The following is a 13,669-nucleotide window of genomic DNA, read 5'->3' on the forward strand; positions in this document are numbered from 1 at the left end:
CCTGCCATGTGTGACCTCGGTCGCCCGCGGGCACACAGGGAAGGCAGGGCCCGACGAGGGTGTTGCACGATGGGTGAGCAACGACCGAAGAGAGTGTTCATCGGTGACGACCAGAGGAGGAAGGCGATGACCCCGACCCTCACGCCGCCGCCCGAGACGGTGGCTCCCCCAGCCGCCGATGAACGGTGCGACCGCTGCAATGCTGCCGGCAAGCTCCGGATCACTCTGGCGGGTGGGAGCGAGCTGGTGTTCTGTGGGCACCACGCGAACAAGTACGCGGAGGATCTCGTGAAGATCACCGTGAAGTACGCGACGGACCCGGAGTTCAGCTGGCGTGGCGCCGATCTGATGGCGAACTGAATCCGCAACCACATAACGACGACATAGCCGGCCGGGAGCCCCAAGGGGCTCCCGGCCGGCTTCGTCTGCGCTCTCTCCCCCACCGCGCCCCGCGCCCCGCGCCCCGCGCCCCGCGCCCCGCGCCCCGCGCCCCGCGCCCCGCGCCCCGCGCCCCGCGCCCAAGATCCGCGCACTTTCACGGAATGAGTGGCCTCGACGCGCCGAATAGCCACACTTTCCGTGAAAGTGCCGGGATCTTGACCCGGGCCGTATGGGGTGGCCGGGGCGGATGGGGTCAGAGGGTCTGGACGGTGGCGATGCGCTCTTCGAGCTGCTCGATGGTGGCCTGGGCGCTGGGCGGGCCGCCGCAGAGTCGGCGCAGCTCGGCGTGGATCTTGCCGTGCGGCTGGCCGGTGCGGTGGTGCCGGGCGGCCACCAGGGCGTTCAGCTGGCGGCGCAGGGCCACCCGACGCTGGGCGGCACTCATCGGTGCGGCCGGGGCCGCAGGGGCCTCAGCGGCCGGCTCAGCGGTCTGCGTGGACGCCCGCCGGCGCTGCGCGGCGAGCTGTTCGGCCTGCCGCTTGGTGAGCAGCATGGAGACCTGGTCGGCGGTGAGCAGACCGGGCAGGCCGAGGTATTCCTCCTCCTCGGGGGTGCCGGCCTGGGCGGCGGTGCCGAAGGAGGCGCCGTCGAAGATGACCTGGTCCAGCTCGGCGGTCGCCGAGAGCGCCGTGAAGCGCTTCTCCAGCTCACCGCTGGCCTGGTCGTCGCGTTGGGCGCGCTCCAGCAGGTCGTCGTCGAAGCCGTTGGACTCCTTGGGCTTGCCGAGCACGTGGTCCCGCTCGGCCTCCATCTCGCTGGCCAGCCCGAGCAGGTGCGGCACGCTCGGCACGAAGACCGAGGCGGTCTCCCCCGGCCGGCGGGCCCGCACGAAACGCCCGATCGCCTGGGCGAAGTAGAGCGGGGTGCTGGCGCTGGTGGCGTAGACGCCCACCGCCAGTCGGGGAAGGTCGACGCCCTCGGACACCATCCGGACCGCGACCAGCCAGCGCTGCTCGGACGCCGCGAACGTCGCGATCCGCGCGGACGCCCCCACGTCGTCGGAGAGCACCACCGCGGCCTTCTCGCCGGTCAACTGCTCGATCAGCTTCGCGTACGAGCGGGCGTTCTGCTGGTCGCTGGCGATGACGAGGCCACCCGCGTCCGGCATGCCGGCGTTGCGCAGCACGGTCAGCCGGGCGTCGGCGGCCCGCAGCACCTGGGGCATCCAGTCCCCGGCCGGGTCCAGGGCGGTACGCCAGGCCTGCGCCACCAGGTCCTGCGTCATCGGCTCACCCAGCCGCGCCGCCAGCTCGTCGCCGGCGTTGGTGCGCCACCGGGTCTCCCCCGAGTACGCCAGGAACAGCACCGGCCGCACCACGCCGTCGCGCAGCGCGTCGGAGTAGCCGTAGACCGAGTCGGCGCGGGAGCGCAGCAGCCCGTCACCGCCGCGCTCATAGGTGACGAACGGGATGGGGTTGTCGTCGGAGCGGAACGGCGTACCGGTGAGCATCAGCCGGCGTACCGCGGGCTCGAAGGCGGCCTTGACCCCGTCGCCCCAGGACCGGGAGTCGCCGGCGTGGTGGATCTCGTCGAGGATGACCAGCGTGCGCCGGGTCATGGTGCGCCGTCGGTGCACCTGCGGGGCCATGCCGACCTGGGCGTAGGTGACGACCGCGCCGTGGAAGTCGGCGGCGGAGTGCACGTCGGCGTTGCGGAACGCGGCGTCGAGCTGGATGCCGACCCGGGCGGCGGCGCTCGCCCACTGGGTCTTCAGGTGCTCGGTCGGGGCGACCACGGTGACCGCCTCGACGGTGCCGTCCACGAGCAGCTCGGCGGCGATCCGCAGGGCGAAGGTGGTCTTACCGGCGCCGGGGGTGGCGACCGCGGTGAAGTCGTCGGTGCGGCGGCGCAGGTACTCCACCATCGCCTTGCGTTGCCAGGCACGCAGGGGCGGGAACGTCTCTAGCGCCGGCAACCGGGCTGCCACGCGAGGCTCCTCTCCGACCGCACCATGGCGGACCCCGGCCGAGGGCCACGGGTACCGCCGCCCATGAAAACGCCTCCGCGCAGAAGATGCCGCGAAGGCCGACTCAGCATAACCAGCACAGGCCGCTCGCCCCACTCGACGCCACGCTGGTCACATCCGCCACCCCCGCCCGCGCCCCGCCCGATCCGCTCTGCGGCGTGTCGCGCCCCCGGGGACACCCCGCGACCCCGGGCAAAGCGCGCGGCGCGGTAGGAAGCGACTGAGTGGTCAGGTCTGGGGGCCGCGGACCCCGGTCTTCGGGGGCCGCAGCGTGGCCACCGGGGCCGACCAGCGCCGACGTAGCGCCACCAGCCGCAGCGCGAAGACCAGCAGGGCGGCGGCGGTCAGCGGCGCCGTGCCGGCGCGTCCGGCGGCGTCGAGCAGGGCCACCGCGACCGCACCGGCCAGCGCGGCCACCGCGTAGATCTCCCGGCGCAGCACCACCGGGATCTCGGCGGTGAGCAGGTCCCGGCCCAGCCCGCCGCCGATGGCGGTGAGCATGCCGATCACGCAGGCGCCGACCGGCGGCACGTGGGCGTCGAGCGCCTTGAGGGTGCCGGTGACGGTGAACAGCGCCAGGCCCGCCGCGTCCAGCACCAGCACGGTGGTGCGCAGCCGGGCCAGCTGCGGGTGCAGCCAGAAGACGGCGGTGGCGGTCACCGCGGCGGTGGTGGCGTACCGCCAGTCGGCGAAGGCCAGCGGGGGCACCTCGTCGATGGCCAGGTCACGGAAGATCCCGCCGCCGAGGGCGGCCACGAAGCCGACGAAGACGACGCCGAAGAGGTCGAGCCGTTTGGCCACCGCCGCGGAGGCCCCGGAGGCGGCGAAGACGGCCACCCCGGTCAGGTCGGCGAAGAGCAGGGCGGTGGAGGTGGTCACACCGCCGAAGAGTACGGGGACGGCCGGACCGGCCGCCCCGGATCACTCGCCGTACGAGTCGTAGATCTCCTTGCACTTCGGGCAGACCGGCGAGCCGGGCTTGGCCGCCTTGGTCACCGGGAACGTCTCGCCGCAGAGCGCCACGACGAAGGTGCCCATGACGGCGCTTTCGGCGATCTTCTCCTTGCGGACGTAGTGGAACATCTCCGGACCGGTGTCCGCGTCCTTCAGCTCCGGCCGTTCGAGAATCTGTGTGCTCACTGTTGACACCTCCAACTTTGCAGTTTGGCAGGTCGGTGGGGGCCGGTCCACCGCAGCCCATCCGACGGCGGCCCGTACGGTAACCGAGGTGACCAACTTTCACATCCGTCTCGGCGCTGAGGTCGCCGACGCCCTGCGTGACGGCCGACCGGTCGTCGCCCTGGAGAGCACCATCGTCTCGCACGGTCTGCCCCGACCGGACAACCTGCGAGTGGCCCGCCAGATCGAGCGGGCCGTACGGGAGGCCGGCGCGGTCCCGGCCACCATCGGAATGGTCGGCGGCGAGCTGGTGGTGGGGCTCGACGACGCCCAGCTCACCCGGCTCGCCACGGTCGACGGAGTGAGCAAACTCTCCGTACGTGATCTGGCGGTGGCCGCCGCGACCGGCGCGCACGGTGCCACCACGGTGGCCGCCACCAGCGCGGTCGCCGCGGCGGCCGGGATCGGTGTCTTCGCCACCGGCGGGCTGGGCGGCGTGCACCGGGAGGCGGCGCAGACCTTCGACGAGTCCGCCGACCTGGTCACCCTGGCCCGGACGCCGATCGCGGTGGTCTGCGCCGGGGTGAAGTCGATCCTCGACGTGGGCGCGACGCTGGAGCGGCTGGAGACCCTCGGCGTCGGCGTGGTCGGCTACCGGACCCGGCGGTTCCCCGGCTTCTACCTGACCGACGCCGGCTTCGACCTGGACTGGTCGGTGGACTCCCCGGAGCAGGTGGCGGACGTGCTGGCCGCCCGGGAGCAGCAGGGGGTGCACGGCGGCGGGCTGATCGTGGCCAACCCGCTGCCGACCGACGAGCAGCTCGACCCGGCGCTGCACGACCGGACCCTCGCCGAGGGCCTCGCCCGGCTGGCCCGCGAGGGGGTGACCGGCAAGGCGGTGACCCCGTTCCTGCTGGCCCACTTCCACTCGGCCACCGAGGGCGCCAGCCTGGCGGTGAACGTGCGGATCATCCTGCGTAACGCCGACCTGGCCGCCCGGATCGCCGTCGCCGCAGCCGCCCTGCGCACCGACGCGCCGGCATGACCGGCCCGTCCCGGGTGGTCGTGGTCGGTGACCTGATCACCGATGTGGTGGCGGTGCTGGCCGGGCCGCTGGCCACCGGCTCGGACACCCCCGCGACGATCCAGGTCAGCGGGGGTGGCCAGGCGGCCAACACCGCGGCGTGGATCGCGGCGCAGGGGGTGCCGGTGACGTTGGTGGGCGCGGTCGGCGACGACAGCGCCGGGCGGGACCGGGTGGCCGAGCTGGAGCGGGTCGGCGTGGAGTGCGCCGTCGAGGTGCATCCGGGCTGCGCCAGCGGCACGGTGATCGTGCTGGCCACCGCCGGGGAACGCACGATGGTCACCGAACGCGGCGCGAACCTGCGGCTGACCGTCGAGCACGTCGAGCGGGCGCTGGCCGCGGCGCCGGACGCCGCGCACCTGCACCTGTCCGGGTACTGCCTGCTGGACGCCGCGTCGCGGCCGGCCGGGCTGGCGGCGCTGGCCGCCGCCCGCGCCCGCGGGCTCACCACCAGCGTCGACGCGGCGTCCGCGGCGCCGCTGCGGCGGGTCGGCGCGGCGGCCTTCCTGTCCTGGGTACGCGACGTCGACCTGCTCCTGGTCAACGCGGACGAGGCCGGGGTGCTCGCCGGCGGGCTGGACCCGGGGGCGCAGGCGCGGGCGCTGTCGGTGTCGGCCCGGCGGGTGGTGGTGAAGCGGGGCGAGGCCGGCGCGGTCTGGGTCGACCGGAGCGCGACGGTGAGCGTGGCGCCCGCCCGGCGGGTCGCGGTGGTCGACGTCACCGGCGCCGGGGACGCCTTCGCGGCGGGCCTGCTGACCGCCTGGCTGGGTGGCGCGGAGCCGCGGGCGGCGCTGGGCCGGGCCGGCGATCTCGGGGCGCTGGCCGTCTCGACGGTGGGCGCCCGGCCGACGGGCTGACCCGGTACGCACGTGCAAGGGCACCGGATCCGCAGGGTCCGGCGCCCGGCGGTCAGGGTTCGACGTCGATGATCTTGTGCGGCCGCTCCTCGGCGGTCAGGCTCATCGGCGGCGTCTCGTCGCGCATCCTGGGCTGGAACTTCCCCGCCAGCCGGTGCTGCTCCTTCGGCGGGCGGTCGTTGGCCAGCAGCACCGCCAGCCACGGGATGAGCACCATCCCGACGGCGCACAGCGGCAGCCAGAGCCAGAGCAGCGGGGCCTTCGCGCCGACCAGGATCGCACCGACGATCACGCAGGCCACCCGGATGCCCATCATCAGCACGTAGCGCTTCTGCCGACTGGTGAGCTGGTCGTCCTGGCTGCGCGAGGCGTCGGTGATCAGAATCGGCTGGTACGCCTGACGCTTCACCACGGCCTCCTCGAGGGGATTACGACCCATCCTGTCACTCCCGGGCCGTGATCAGCGAAAATCGGCTCGTCCCAGTGCGTGTTACGCCCGTGGTACGCTCCGCCCGTGGGCAACCGCTTCAGCTTCACCGACGAGGCGTTGACCAACCTGCGGGTCTACGACGTCACACCCGGGGAAGTCTGGGAGGCCCTGCACAGCACCCGCCGGGTGATCCGGCACCTGGGCGACGACGTCATGGTCGTCTACGCGGCGAACGGCCGCGGCAGGCGGCTGGCCGTGCTGCTCGCCGAGGCCGACGGCACCGACAACGACTGGGACATCCTCTCCGCCCGCGACCTGAGCGACGTCGAGGCCAAGCGCTACGACGAGGCCGTGCGGAGGGATCGCCGACGAGGAGGCGGTCACGATGAACCGTGACGACGCGACCAAGCGGTTCCACGGTGGCGACGAAGCGTTCGCCGAGCTGATCGACGACAGCCAGCCGGTGGAGCTGCCCACCCCCGACAGTGACGTGCCGATGGTCAGCCGCTCGGTACGCCTGCCGCTGGAGACCTACGAGCGGGTCCGGGCGGCCGCCGAGGCCCGGGGCATCGGCGTCACCACGCTGATGCGGCAGTGGATCGAGGCCGGGCTGGCCGACCTGGACGACTCCGCCACCGTCTCCCTCGCCGACGTACGGCGGGCACTGGCCTCGCTGTCCCGCCCGACCGCCGCCTGAGCCGGTCGACTCCCGCCCGTGGCGACGGCTACAGGGGCGACGCGGGTCGTTCCAGGGGGCGGCCGTGTGCCCGCGCGGTGTCGGCGGCGGCGATCCCGATCAGCACCGCCGCGCTCAGCCCGAGCAGCCCGACCGGCGGCAGCAGCGGCGCGAGCGGGAGCAGGCCGAGCAGGAGCACCACGCCGATCACCCGGCTGCGCGACACCCGGGCGAAGATCTCGTACTCGAAGCGGGCCCGGGCGGCCAGGAAGAGCGCCGGGCCGCCCGTCACGAACACCGCCCAGCCCATCGGCGTACGCCCCTGCGGGTGGGAGATCACCAACTCGTAGCCGACCCCGGTGAGCAGCACACCGGCCACGATCACCAGGTGCGTCCAGCTCGCCGACTCGCCCAGCACTCCCGGCGAGCGGGCCACTCTGATCGCCTCGGCCAGCACGTGTCCCGCCCGGTGGAAGTAGATCCGCCACAGCAGCGCGGTGGTGAGGAAGGACAGGGCGAAGGCGAGCGCCGCACGCGCGGAGTAGACGGCTCCGCTGAAGGTCAATCCGATGATCAGGACCGTCTCGCCGAGAGCGATCAGGAAGAACTGCTGGTACCGCTCGGCCAGGTGCTCCCCCGCCACCGCCCAGCCCGAGGTGCGCGTCGCCCCGCGCCGGGGCATCGGCCAGCCGAGCGCCAGCCCGGCGTAGTCCCAGGCCAGGGCGAGCGTCCACAGCACCTCCTGGGCCGACGGCAGCAGGGCGCCGAGGAGCCAGGGCACCGCCCCGACCACGAACCAGAGCAGGATCCGGCGGGTGACCGACCGGCGCGGATGCCCGCGCAGGGCCAGCGTGAGCAGCAGCGGCCGGCCGACCTGGATCGCCACGTAGGCCAGCGCGAACGGCAGCGCCCGCTCGGCGAACGCCCGGGGCAGCGCCACGGCCATCACCATGCTGGCGAACATGGAGGCGACCACCACGAACTGGATCGGGTTCCGCTCCGGCTCGTACCGGCTGGTCACCCGGGCGGTCAGGATCCAGACCATCCACAGCGCGAGGAACAGCACCACGGTCTGGGCGACCTGACGGAGCACGTCCGGGGGGTCGACCGACACGTCGTCGATCAGGCGCTTCGAGACGCGGGTCAGGGCGAAGACGAAGACCAGGTCGAAGAAGAGCTCCAGGAAGGTGGCGCGGGGCGAACTCGTCACGCCGCGCAGCAGCGCCGTACCCTGCCCGTCCGCCATGGCCCACCCGTCGCCGCCGTCCCGGATCTCAACGAGCCGGCCGGCGGGCCGGTTGCGTCAGCCCTTCGCCGCCCGGGCCGCCGCCTTCGCCGCCTGCTTGAACTCGCGCACCCGGCGCAGCGACTCCGGGTCGGTGATGTCGGCCACCGACCGGTACGCGTCCGGTTCGCCGTACCCGCCGGCGGCCTCCCGCCAGCCGTCCGGGTGCACGTCGTACCGCTTGCCGAGCAGGGCGACGAAGATCTGCGCCTTCTGCTTGCCGAAGCCGGGCAGCTCGCCGATGCGGCGCAGCAGCTCCCGCCCGTCGGCGGCGTCCGACCAGAGCCGGGCGGCGTCGCCGTCGTACCGGTCGACGAGCACCTGGCACACCTGCTGGACCCGGGCCGCCATCGCCTTCGGGAAGCGGTGCAGCGCCGGTGGGCGGGCGAAGATCTCGACCAGCGCCTCGGGGTCGTACCCGGCCAACTCCCGGGCGTCCGGCTCGTGCCCCAGCCGCTGCACCAGCACGTACGGCGAGGTGAACGCCTTCTCCAAGGGGATCTGCTGGTCGAGGACCATGCCGGTCAGCAGGGCCAGCGGGCTGCGCTCCAGCAGCCGGTTGGCCTCGGGGTCGATGGGCAGCGAGAGCGTCATGCGCCCATCCTGCCGGTCGGCGCGACGGACGGGTCGCCGACTCCCCGAGCGGGCGCCGGACCCACAGGAACACCAAGGTTAGCCTGTGCTAACTTCTCCGCGTCGGCGGAGGGCCCGCCGGCCGGAGCCGAAGGAGTGCCGCCGTGCCCGTTCCCGCCCGCAGGTCCCTCGCGGTCGCCGTCGCCGCCGGCCTGCTCTCGTTCGGCCTGGTCGCCTGCGGATCCGGCGAGGACGACGCCGCCGATCCCGGCAAGCCCGGCGACAAGACCATCACCGTCTACAGCGGCCGCAACGAGCAGCTGGTGAAGCCGCTGCTGGACCGGTTCACCGCGCAGACCGGCATCACCGTGAAGACCCGGTACGCCACCACCGCCCAGCTCGCCGCCCAGCTGGTCGAGGAGGGCGGCAGGTCCCCGGCCGACGCCTTCTTCGCCCAGGACGCCGGCGCCCTGGGCGCGGTCGCCAAGCGGGACATGTTCGCCCCGCTGCCCGCCGCCGACCTGGAGAAGGTGCCGCAGTCCTACCGGTCGCGCACCGGCCAGTGGGTCGGCGTCAGCGCCCGCTCCCGGGTGCTCGCCTACAACGTCGACGCCGTGCCCGCCGCCGAGCTGCCGACGTCGGTCTTCGCGCTGACCGATCCGAAGTGGAAGGGCCGCATCGGCGTCGCCCCGACCAACGCCTCGTTCCAGGCGTTCGTCACCGCGATCCGGGTGCAGCACGGCGACCAGAAGGCCAAGGACTTCCTCGCCGGGCTCAAGGCGAACGAGCCGCAGATCCGGGACAACAACGTCAAGATCGTGGAAGAGGTCGACAAGGGCACCATCGCGGTCGGCCTGGTCAACCACTACTACCTCGGCGAGGTGGCCAAGGAGAAGGGCACCACGCCGGACGCGCTGAAGGCGAAGCTGCACTTCTTCCCGGGTGGGGACACCGGCGCGCTGGTGAACGTCGCGGGCGTCGGCGTGCTGAAGCGCTCCGCCACGGACCCGGACACGAAGGCCTTCGTCGACTTCCTGCTCAACACCGAGTCGCAGCGGTACTTCGCCGAGCAGACCTTCGAGTACCCGGTGGTGCCCGGGGCCGCCGCCCCGGCGGGCGTCCCGCCGCTGGCCGAGCTGGACAGCCCGGAGATCGACCTCAACGACCTGGACACGCTGGACGCCACGATCGGCCTGATCAAGGACTCGGGGCTCGTACCCTGACCGCCCCGACCACCACGCCCGAGGCAGGGCCGGCCCGTTCCGGGCCGGCCCGCTTCGGCGTACCGGGGTCGTTGCGCCGGCTGGCGCCGCGCCCGGCGCTGCTCGCGGCCTCGGCCGCCGCGGTCGCCGTGGCCCTGATCCCGCTGGTCTACCTCGCGGTACGCACCGCCGAGGCGGGTGTCGACCGGGTCGTCGCCGAACTGTGGACCGAGCGGGTCGGGCTGCTGGCGGTCCGCAGCCTCGCGCTGGCCGCCGTGGTCACCACCGCCTGCGTGCTGCTCGGCGTGGCCGCCGCCTGGCTGGTGACCCGGACCGACCTGCCCGGCCGACGCGCCTTCGCGGTGCTCGCCGCGCTGCCGCTGGCCGTGCCCACCTACATCGCCGCCTTCGCCTGGGTCTCGCTGTTCGACCGGCTGGAGGGCTTCTGGCCGGCCGCGCTGGTGCTGACCCTCTGCTCGTACCCGTACGTCTTCCTGCCGGTCGCGGCGGCGCTGCGCGGCGCGGACCCGGCGCAGGAGGAGGTCTCCCGCTCGCTGGGCCGGGGCGGCTGGCGCACCTTCACCGACGTCACGCTGCGCCAGATCCGGCCGGCGACCGCCGCCGGGGCGCTGCTCGTCGCGCTCTACGTGCTGGCCGACTTCGGCGCGGTGTCGATTCTGCGCGCCGACACCTTCACCCGGGCCATCTTCGTCGCCTTCGACCTGGGCTTCGACCGCACCGGCGCGCTGGTGCTCTCCAGCGTGCTGGTGGCGCTGACCGTGCTGCTGCTGGCCGGGGAGACCGCCACCCGGCGGCGCGGCGCCCGCTACGCCCGGCTCGGCGGCGCCCGCCGCCCCGCCGCCCGGCTGCGCCTCGGTCCGGCCCGCTGGCCCGCGCTCGCCGCGCTGCTCGCGGTGGCCGCGCTGGCGCTCGGCGTGCCGGCGCTCAGCCTGGCCCGTCGGTTGGCCGACGGGGTGTCCCGGCCCGGCGCGCTCGGCGAGGTCGCCACGGCCGCCGGCAACTCGCTCTGGCTGTCGCTGGCCGGCGCCGCGCTGACCATGCTGCTGGCCCTGCCGCTGGGACTGCTCACCGCACGCGCCCCCGGCCCGCTGGCCACCGCGCTGGACCGGCTCGCCTACCTGGCCCACGCCCTGCCCGGGGTGGTGATCGGGCTGTCGCTGATCTTCTTCGGCATCAGCGTCGCGTATCCGCTGTACCAGACGCCGTGGCTGCTGGCGCTTGCCTACGCGACGCTCTTCCTGCCGCTGGCCGTGGGCGCGGTGGCCGGCGCCGCCGCCCAGGCCCCACCCGGCCTGGAGGAGGTGGCCCGCTCGCTGGGGCGCGGGCCGCTGGCCGTGCTGCGCACGGTCACCCTGCCGCTGACCCTGCCCGGGATCGGGGCGGGGGCGGCGCTGGTCTTCCTCACCGGCATGAAGGAACTTCCGGCCACCCTGCTGCTGCGCCCCACCGGCACCGACACCCTGGCCACCGAGCTGTGGACGGCGACCTCCGTCGGGGCGTACGCGGCCGCCGCTCCCTACGCGGCGCTGCTGGTCGTCATCTCGGCGCTGCCCACCTGGTGGCTGGTCGCCCGGGGCGGCCTGCTCGACAAGGAGGACCGATGAGCGAGGTGGTGCTGACCGGCGTCGTCAAGCGCTACGGCCCGGTGACCGCCCTGGACGGCGTGGACCTGACCGTCCCGGCGGGCGCGCTGACCGCCGTCCTCGGCCCGTCCGGCTGCGGCAAGACCACCCTGCTGCGCTGCCTGGCCGGCTTCGAACGCCTCGACGCCGGAGCGATCCGGGTGGACGGACGCGAGGTGGCCGGCCCCGGTCGGCACCTGCCGGCACACCGCCGCCGGATCGCCGTGGTGCCGCAGGAGGGCGCCCTCTTCCCGCACCTCACCGTCGCGGCGAACATCTCGTACGGGCTGGACCGCGCCGACCGGCGGGGCGACCGGGTCGACGAGGTGCTGGCCCTGGTCGGGCTCGCCGGGTACGGCGACCGGATGCCGCACCAGCTCTCCGGCGGCCAGCAGCAGCGGGTCGCGGTGGCCCGGGCGCTGGCGCCGCGCCCGTCGCTGGTCCTGCTCGACGAGCCGTTCAGCGCGCTCGACGCCGGGCTGCGCGCCGGGCTGCGGCACGACGTCCGGGAGGCGCTGCGGGCCGACGGGGCGACCGCCGTGCTGGTCACCCACGACCAGGGCGAGGCCCTGTCGGTGGCGGACCGGGTGGTGGTGCTGCGGTCCGGGCGGGTGGTGCAGTCCGCCACGCCGAGCACGCTCTACCGGGAGCCGGCCGACCCGTGGGTGGCCGGGTTCGTCGGCGACGCGGTGCTGCTGCCGGCGGTCGCGTCCGCCGGGGCCGCCCGCACGCCGCTGGGCACCCTCCCGATCGCCGGTCCGACGGTCGACGGCCCGGTCACCGTGCTGGTCCGTCCGGAGCAGTTGCGCCTGGCTCCCGCGTCGGGCACCGACGCGGCGACCGCCACCGTGCTGCGGCACGACTTCCACGGCCACGACGCGCTGCTCGCCCTCCGGCTGGCCGACGACACCCGGGTCACCGCCCGGGTCTGGGACTCGACCGACCCCGTCGAGGTCGGCGCCGAGGTGGCGGTCCGCGTCGACGGGCCTGTCCGCGCCTGGCCGGCGACGCCGGTCCCCGCGCCGGCCGGCGCCGCGAACCCACGCCCGGTCCATCCGGTCGCCTAGGGCACTGGACGCGGCCCGGTGGACAGGGGTGGGGTCCACCGGGCCGCGCCGGACGGTGCCGTCAGTTGACGACGAAGAGCAGCCGGTTCGGCGAGCCCGTGCCCGGGTTGGTCACCTTGCCGGTGGTGGCGTTGGTGGTCAGGTAGCTGGCCACCAACGCCGGGGTGTACGACGGGTTGGTCGAGAGCACCAGCGCCGCGGCGCCGGCCACGTGCGGCGAGGCCATCGACGTGCCGCTGATGGTGTTGGAGGCGGTGTCGCTGGTCCGCCAGGCGGACAGGATGCTCGACCCCGGCGCGAAGATGTCCACGCAGGAGCCGTAGTTGGAGTAGGACGCGCGGGCGTCGCTGCTGGTGGTGGCGCCGACGGTGATCGCGGCGGCGGCCCGGGCGGGTGAGTAGCTGCAGGCGTTGGCGCTGGAGTTGCCGGCCGCCACCGCGTACGTGACGCCCGAGTTGACCGAGTTGGTCACCGCGTTGTCGATGGAGGTGCTGGCACCGCCGCCGAGGCTCATGTTGGCCACCGCCGGCTTGACCGCGTTGGCGGTCACCCAGTTGATGCCGCTCACCACGCCGGTGGTGCTGCCGCTGCCCGAGCAGTTGAGCACCTTGACCGCGATCAGGCGGACGGCTTTCGCCACGCCGTACCGGTTGCCGCCGACGGTGCCGGCGACGTGGGTGCCGTGGCCGTTGCAGTCGGTGTTGTTGCTGTCGACGGTGTTGGTGCCCCAGCTGGCCCGGCCACCGAAGTCGGTGTGGGTGGTCCGGATCCCGGTGTCGATGATGTACGCCCGGACGTTGGAGGCGGTGTTCGGGTACGTGTAGCTGGCGTTGAGCGGCAGGCTGCGCTGGTCGATCCGGTCCAGGCCCCACGGCGGGTTGGCCTGGGTGCCCTGGACGGTGACCACCCGGTCCTGCTCGACGTAGGCGACGGCCGGGTCGGCGGCGAGCCGGCGGGCCTGGCCGGCGCTCATCTTCGCGCTGAAGCCGGTGAGGGCGGCGCTGTAGACGTCGGCGACGCTGCCGCCGTACCGCTTGGCGAGGGTGGCGGCGCGGTCCGGCACGGCGGTGCGGGCGGCGAGGGTGTTCGCCGCGCCGACCGCGTCGGTCCGCAGCACGACCAGGTAGCTGCCGGTGATCGCGCCGGGCGCGGACGCGCCGCGGACCTCCCCGGTGGGGGCGGCGAGGGCGGGGGTGGACGCGGCGACGGAGAGCGCCGCCGCGGCGGCCGTGACGGCGAGGGCGCGGATCGCGCGGCGCCGGGGGACGGGCAGAGCTGACATCGTCTGACTCCCTACCGGTACGCCCCGGGCGGGCTGGTGACCAC

15 protein-coding genes are annotated in these 13,669 nt (G+C 74.2%); 8 read left to right on the forward strand and 7 right to left on the reverse strand.

From position 1 onward, the window contains the following. Nucleotides 1–126: 126 nt before the first annotated feature. Nucleotides 127–360 carry a DUF7455 domain-containing protein gene (locus GA0074696_RS24930; RefSeq protein ID WP_088964796.1) on the forward strand — a complete coding sequence of 78 codons (234 nt, stop codon included), beginning with the start codon at nucleotides 127–129 and terminating at the stop codon, nucleotides 358–360. 274 nt (nucleotides 361–634) lie between these two features. Here the strand turns inward: GA0074696_RS24930 and GA0074696_RS24935 are convergent, their stop codons facing one another. The 3 genes from GA0074696_RS24935 to GA0074696_RS24945 all read right to left on the reverse strand — a co-directional run bounded on the left by GA0074696_RS24935 (nucleotide 635) and on the right by GA0074696_RS24945 (nucleotide 3,547). Next, on the reverse strand, nucleotides 635–2,368 hold the full coding sequence (locus tag GA0074696_RS24935) for a DEAD/DEAH box helicase (RefSeq protein WP_088963329.1): 1,734 nt from the start codon (nucleotides 2,366–2,368) through the stop codon (nucleotides 635–637). A 267-nt stretch (nucleotides 2,369–2,635) separates the two neighbouring features. Continuing rightward, on the reverse strand, nucleotides 2,636–3,286 hold the full coding sequence (locus GA0074696_RS24940; protein WP_088963330.1) for a trimeric intracellular cation channel family protein: 651 nt from the start codon (nucleotides 3,284–3,286) through the stop codon (nucleotides 2,636–2,638). Nucleotides 3,287–3,328: 42 nt separating this feature from the next. Continuing rightward, the gene (locus GA0074696_RS24945; protein ID WP_088963331.1) at nucleotides 3,329–3,547 is read right to left on the reverse strand and encodes a DUF3039 domain-containing protein; all 219 of its coding nucleotides are present in this window, start codon (nucleotides 3,545–3,547) and stop codon (nucleotides 3,329–3,331) included. 88 nt (nucleotides 3,548–3,635) lie between these two features. On the opposite strand from GA0074696_RS24945, the gene GA0074696_RS24950 reads away from it, so the two are divergent. Continuing rightward, nucleotides 3,636–4,571 carry a pseudouridine-5'-phosphate glycosidase gene (locus tag GA0074696_RS24950; protein WP_088963332.1) on the forward strand — a complete coding sequence of 312 codons (936 nt, stop codon included), beginning with the start codon at nucleotides 3,636–3,638 and terminating at the stop codon, nucleotides 4,569–4,571. Further along, nucleotides 4,568–5,467 carry a carbohydrate kinase family protein gene (locus GA0074696_RS24955; RefSeq protein WP_088963333.1) on the forward strand — a complete coding sequence of 300 codons (900 nt, stop codon included), beginning with the start codon at nucleotides 4,568–4,570 and terminating at the stop codon, nucleotides 5,465–5,467. The genes GA0074696_RS24950 and GA0074696_RS24955 overlap by 4 nt, the downstream gene beginning before the upstream one ends. A gap of 52 nt (nucleotides 5,468–5,519) precedes the next feature. On the opposite strand, the gene GA0074696_RS24960 is transcribed toward GA0074696_RS24955, so the two are convergent. Further along, on the reverse strand, nucleotides 5,520–5,876 hold the full coding sequence (locus GA0074696_RS24960) for a DUF3099 domain-containing protein (protein ID WP_088964797.1): 357 nt from the start codon (nucleotides 5,874–5,876) through the stop codon (nucleotides 5,520–5,522). 105 nt (nucleotides 5,877–5,981) lie between these two features. Between GA0074696_RS24960 and GA0074696_RS24965 the strand changes: the two genes are divergently transcribed. Continuing rightward, a complete protein-coding gene (locus GA0074696_RS24965; protein ID WP_231925149.1) occupies nucleotides 5,982–6,293 on the forward strand; it encodes a hypothetical protein in 312 nt (103 codons plus the stop codon). After that, on the forward strand, nucleotides 6,283–6,594 hold the full coding sequence (locus GA0074696_RS24970) for a hypothetical protein (protein WP_088963335.1): 312 nt from the start codon (nucleotides 6,283–6,285) through the stop codon (nucleotides 6,592–6,594). The genes GA0074696_RS24965 and GA0074696_RS24970 overlap by 11 nt, the downstream gene beginning before the upstream one ends. Nucleotides 6,595–6,622: 28 nt before the next feature. Here GA0074696_RS24970 and GA0074696_RS24975 read toward each other — a convergent pair whose 3' ends face one another. Beyond that, nucleotides 6,623–7,819: a low temperature requirement protein A gene (locus GA0074696_RS24975; protein WP_088963336.1), complete on the reverse strand. Its 1,197-nt coding sequence runs from the start codon at nucleotides 7,817–7,819 to the stop codon at nucleotides 6,623–6,625. 57 nt (nucleotides 7,820–7,876) lie between these two features. Beyond that, on the reverse strand, nucleotides 7,877–8,452 hold the full coding sequence (locus GA0074696_RS24980) for an HhH-GPD-type base excision DNA repair protein (RefSeq protein WP_088963337.1): 576 nt from the start codon (nucleotides 8,450–8,452) through the stop codon (nucleotides 7,877–7,879). Nucleotides 8,453–8,595: 143 nt separating this feature from the next. Here GA0074696_RS24980 and GA0074696_RS24985 point away from each other — a divergent pair, with 143 nt between their 5' ends. From GA0074696_RS24985 to GA0074696_RS24995, 3 genes are all read left to right on the forward strand, one after another. Then, nucleotides 8,596–9,654: an iron ABC transporter substrate-binding protein gene (locus tag GA0074696_RS24985; RefSeq protein ID WP_088963338.1), complete on the forward strand. Its 1,059-nt coding sequence runs from the start codon at nucleotides 8,596–8,598 to the stop codon at nucleotides 9,652–9,654. Between the two features lie 71 nt (nucleotides 9,655–9,725). Further along, on the forward strand, nucleotides 9,726–11,258 hold the full coding sequence (locus tag GA0074696_RS24990; protein ID WP_088963339.1) for an ABC transporter permease: 1,533 nt from the start codon (nucleotides 9,726–9,728) through the stop codon (nucleotides 11,256–11,258). Next, on the forward strand, nucleotides 11,255–12,343 hold the full coding sequence (locus GA0074696_RS24995) for an ABC transporter ATP-binding protein (protein WP_088963340.1): 1,089 nt from the start codon (nucleotides 11,255–11,257) through the stop codon (nucleotides 12,341–12,343). The genes GA0074696_RS24990 and GA0074696_RS24995 overlap by 4 nt, the downstream gene beginning before the upstream one ends. 61 nt (nucleotides 12,344–12,404) lie before the next feature. Here the strand turns inward: GA0074696_RS24995 and GA0074696_RS25000 are convergent, their stop codons facing one another. Beyond that, nucleotides 12,405–13,625 carry a S8 family peptidase gene (locus GA0074696_RS25000; RefSeq protein WP_088963341.1) on the reverse strand — a complete coding sequence of 407 codons (1,221 nt, stop codon included), beginning with the start codon at nucleotides 13,623–13,625 and terminating at the stop codon, nucleotides 12,405–12,407. Between the last annotated feature and the right edge of the window lie 44 nt (nucleotides 13,626–13,669).

Source organism: Micromonospora purpureochromogenes (assembly GCF_900091515.1).
Lineage (GTDB): Bacteria > Actinomycetota > Actinomycetes > Mycobacteriales > Micromonosporaceae > Micromonospora > Micromonospora purpureochromogenes.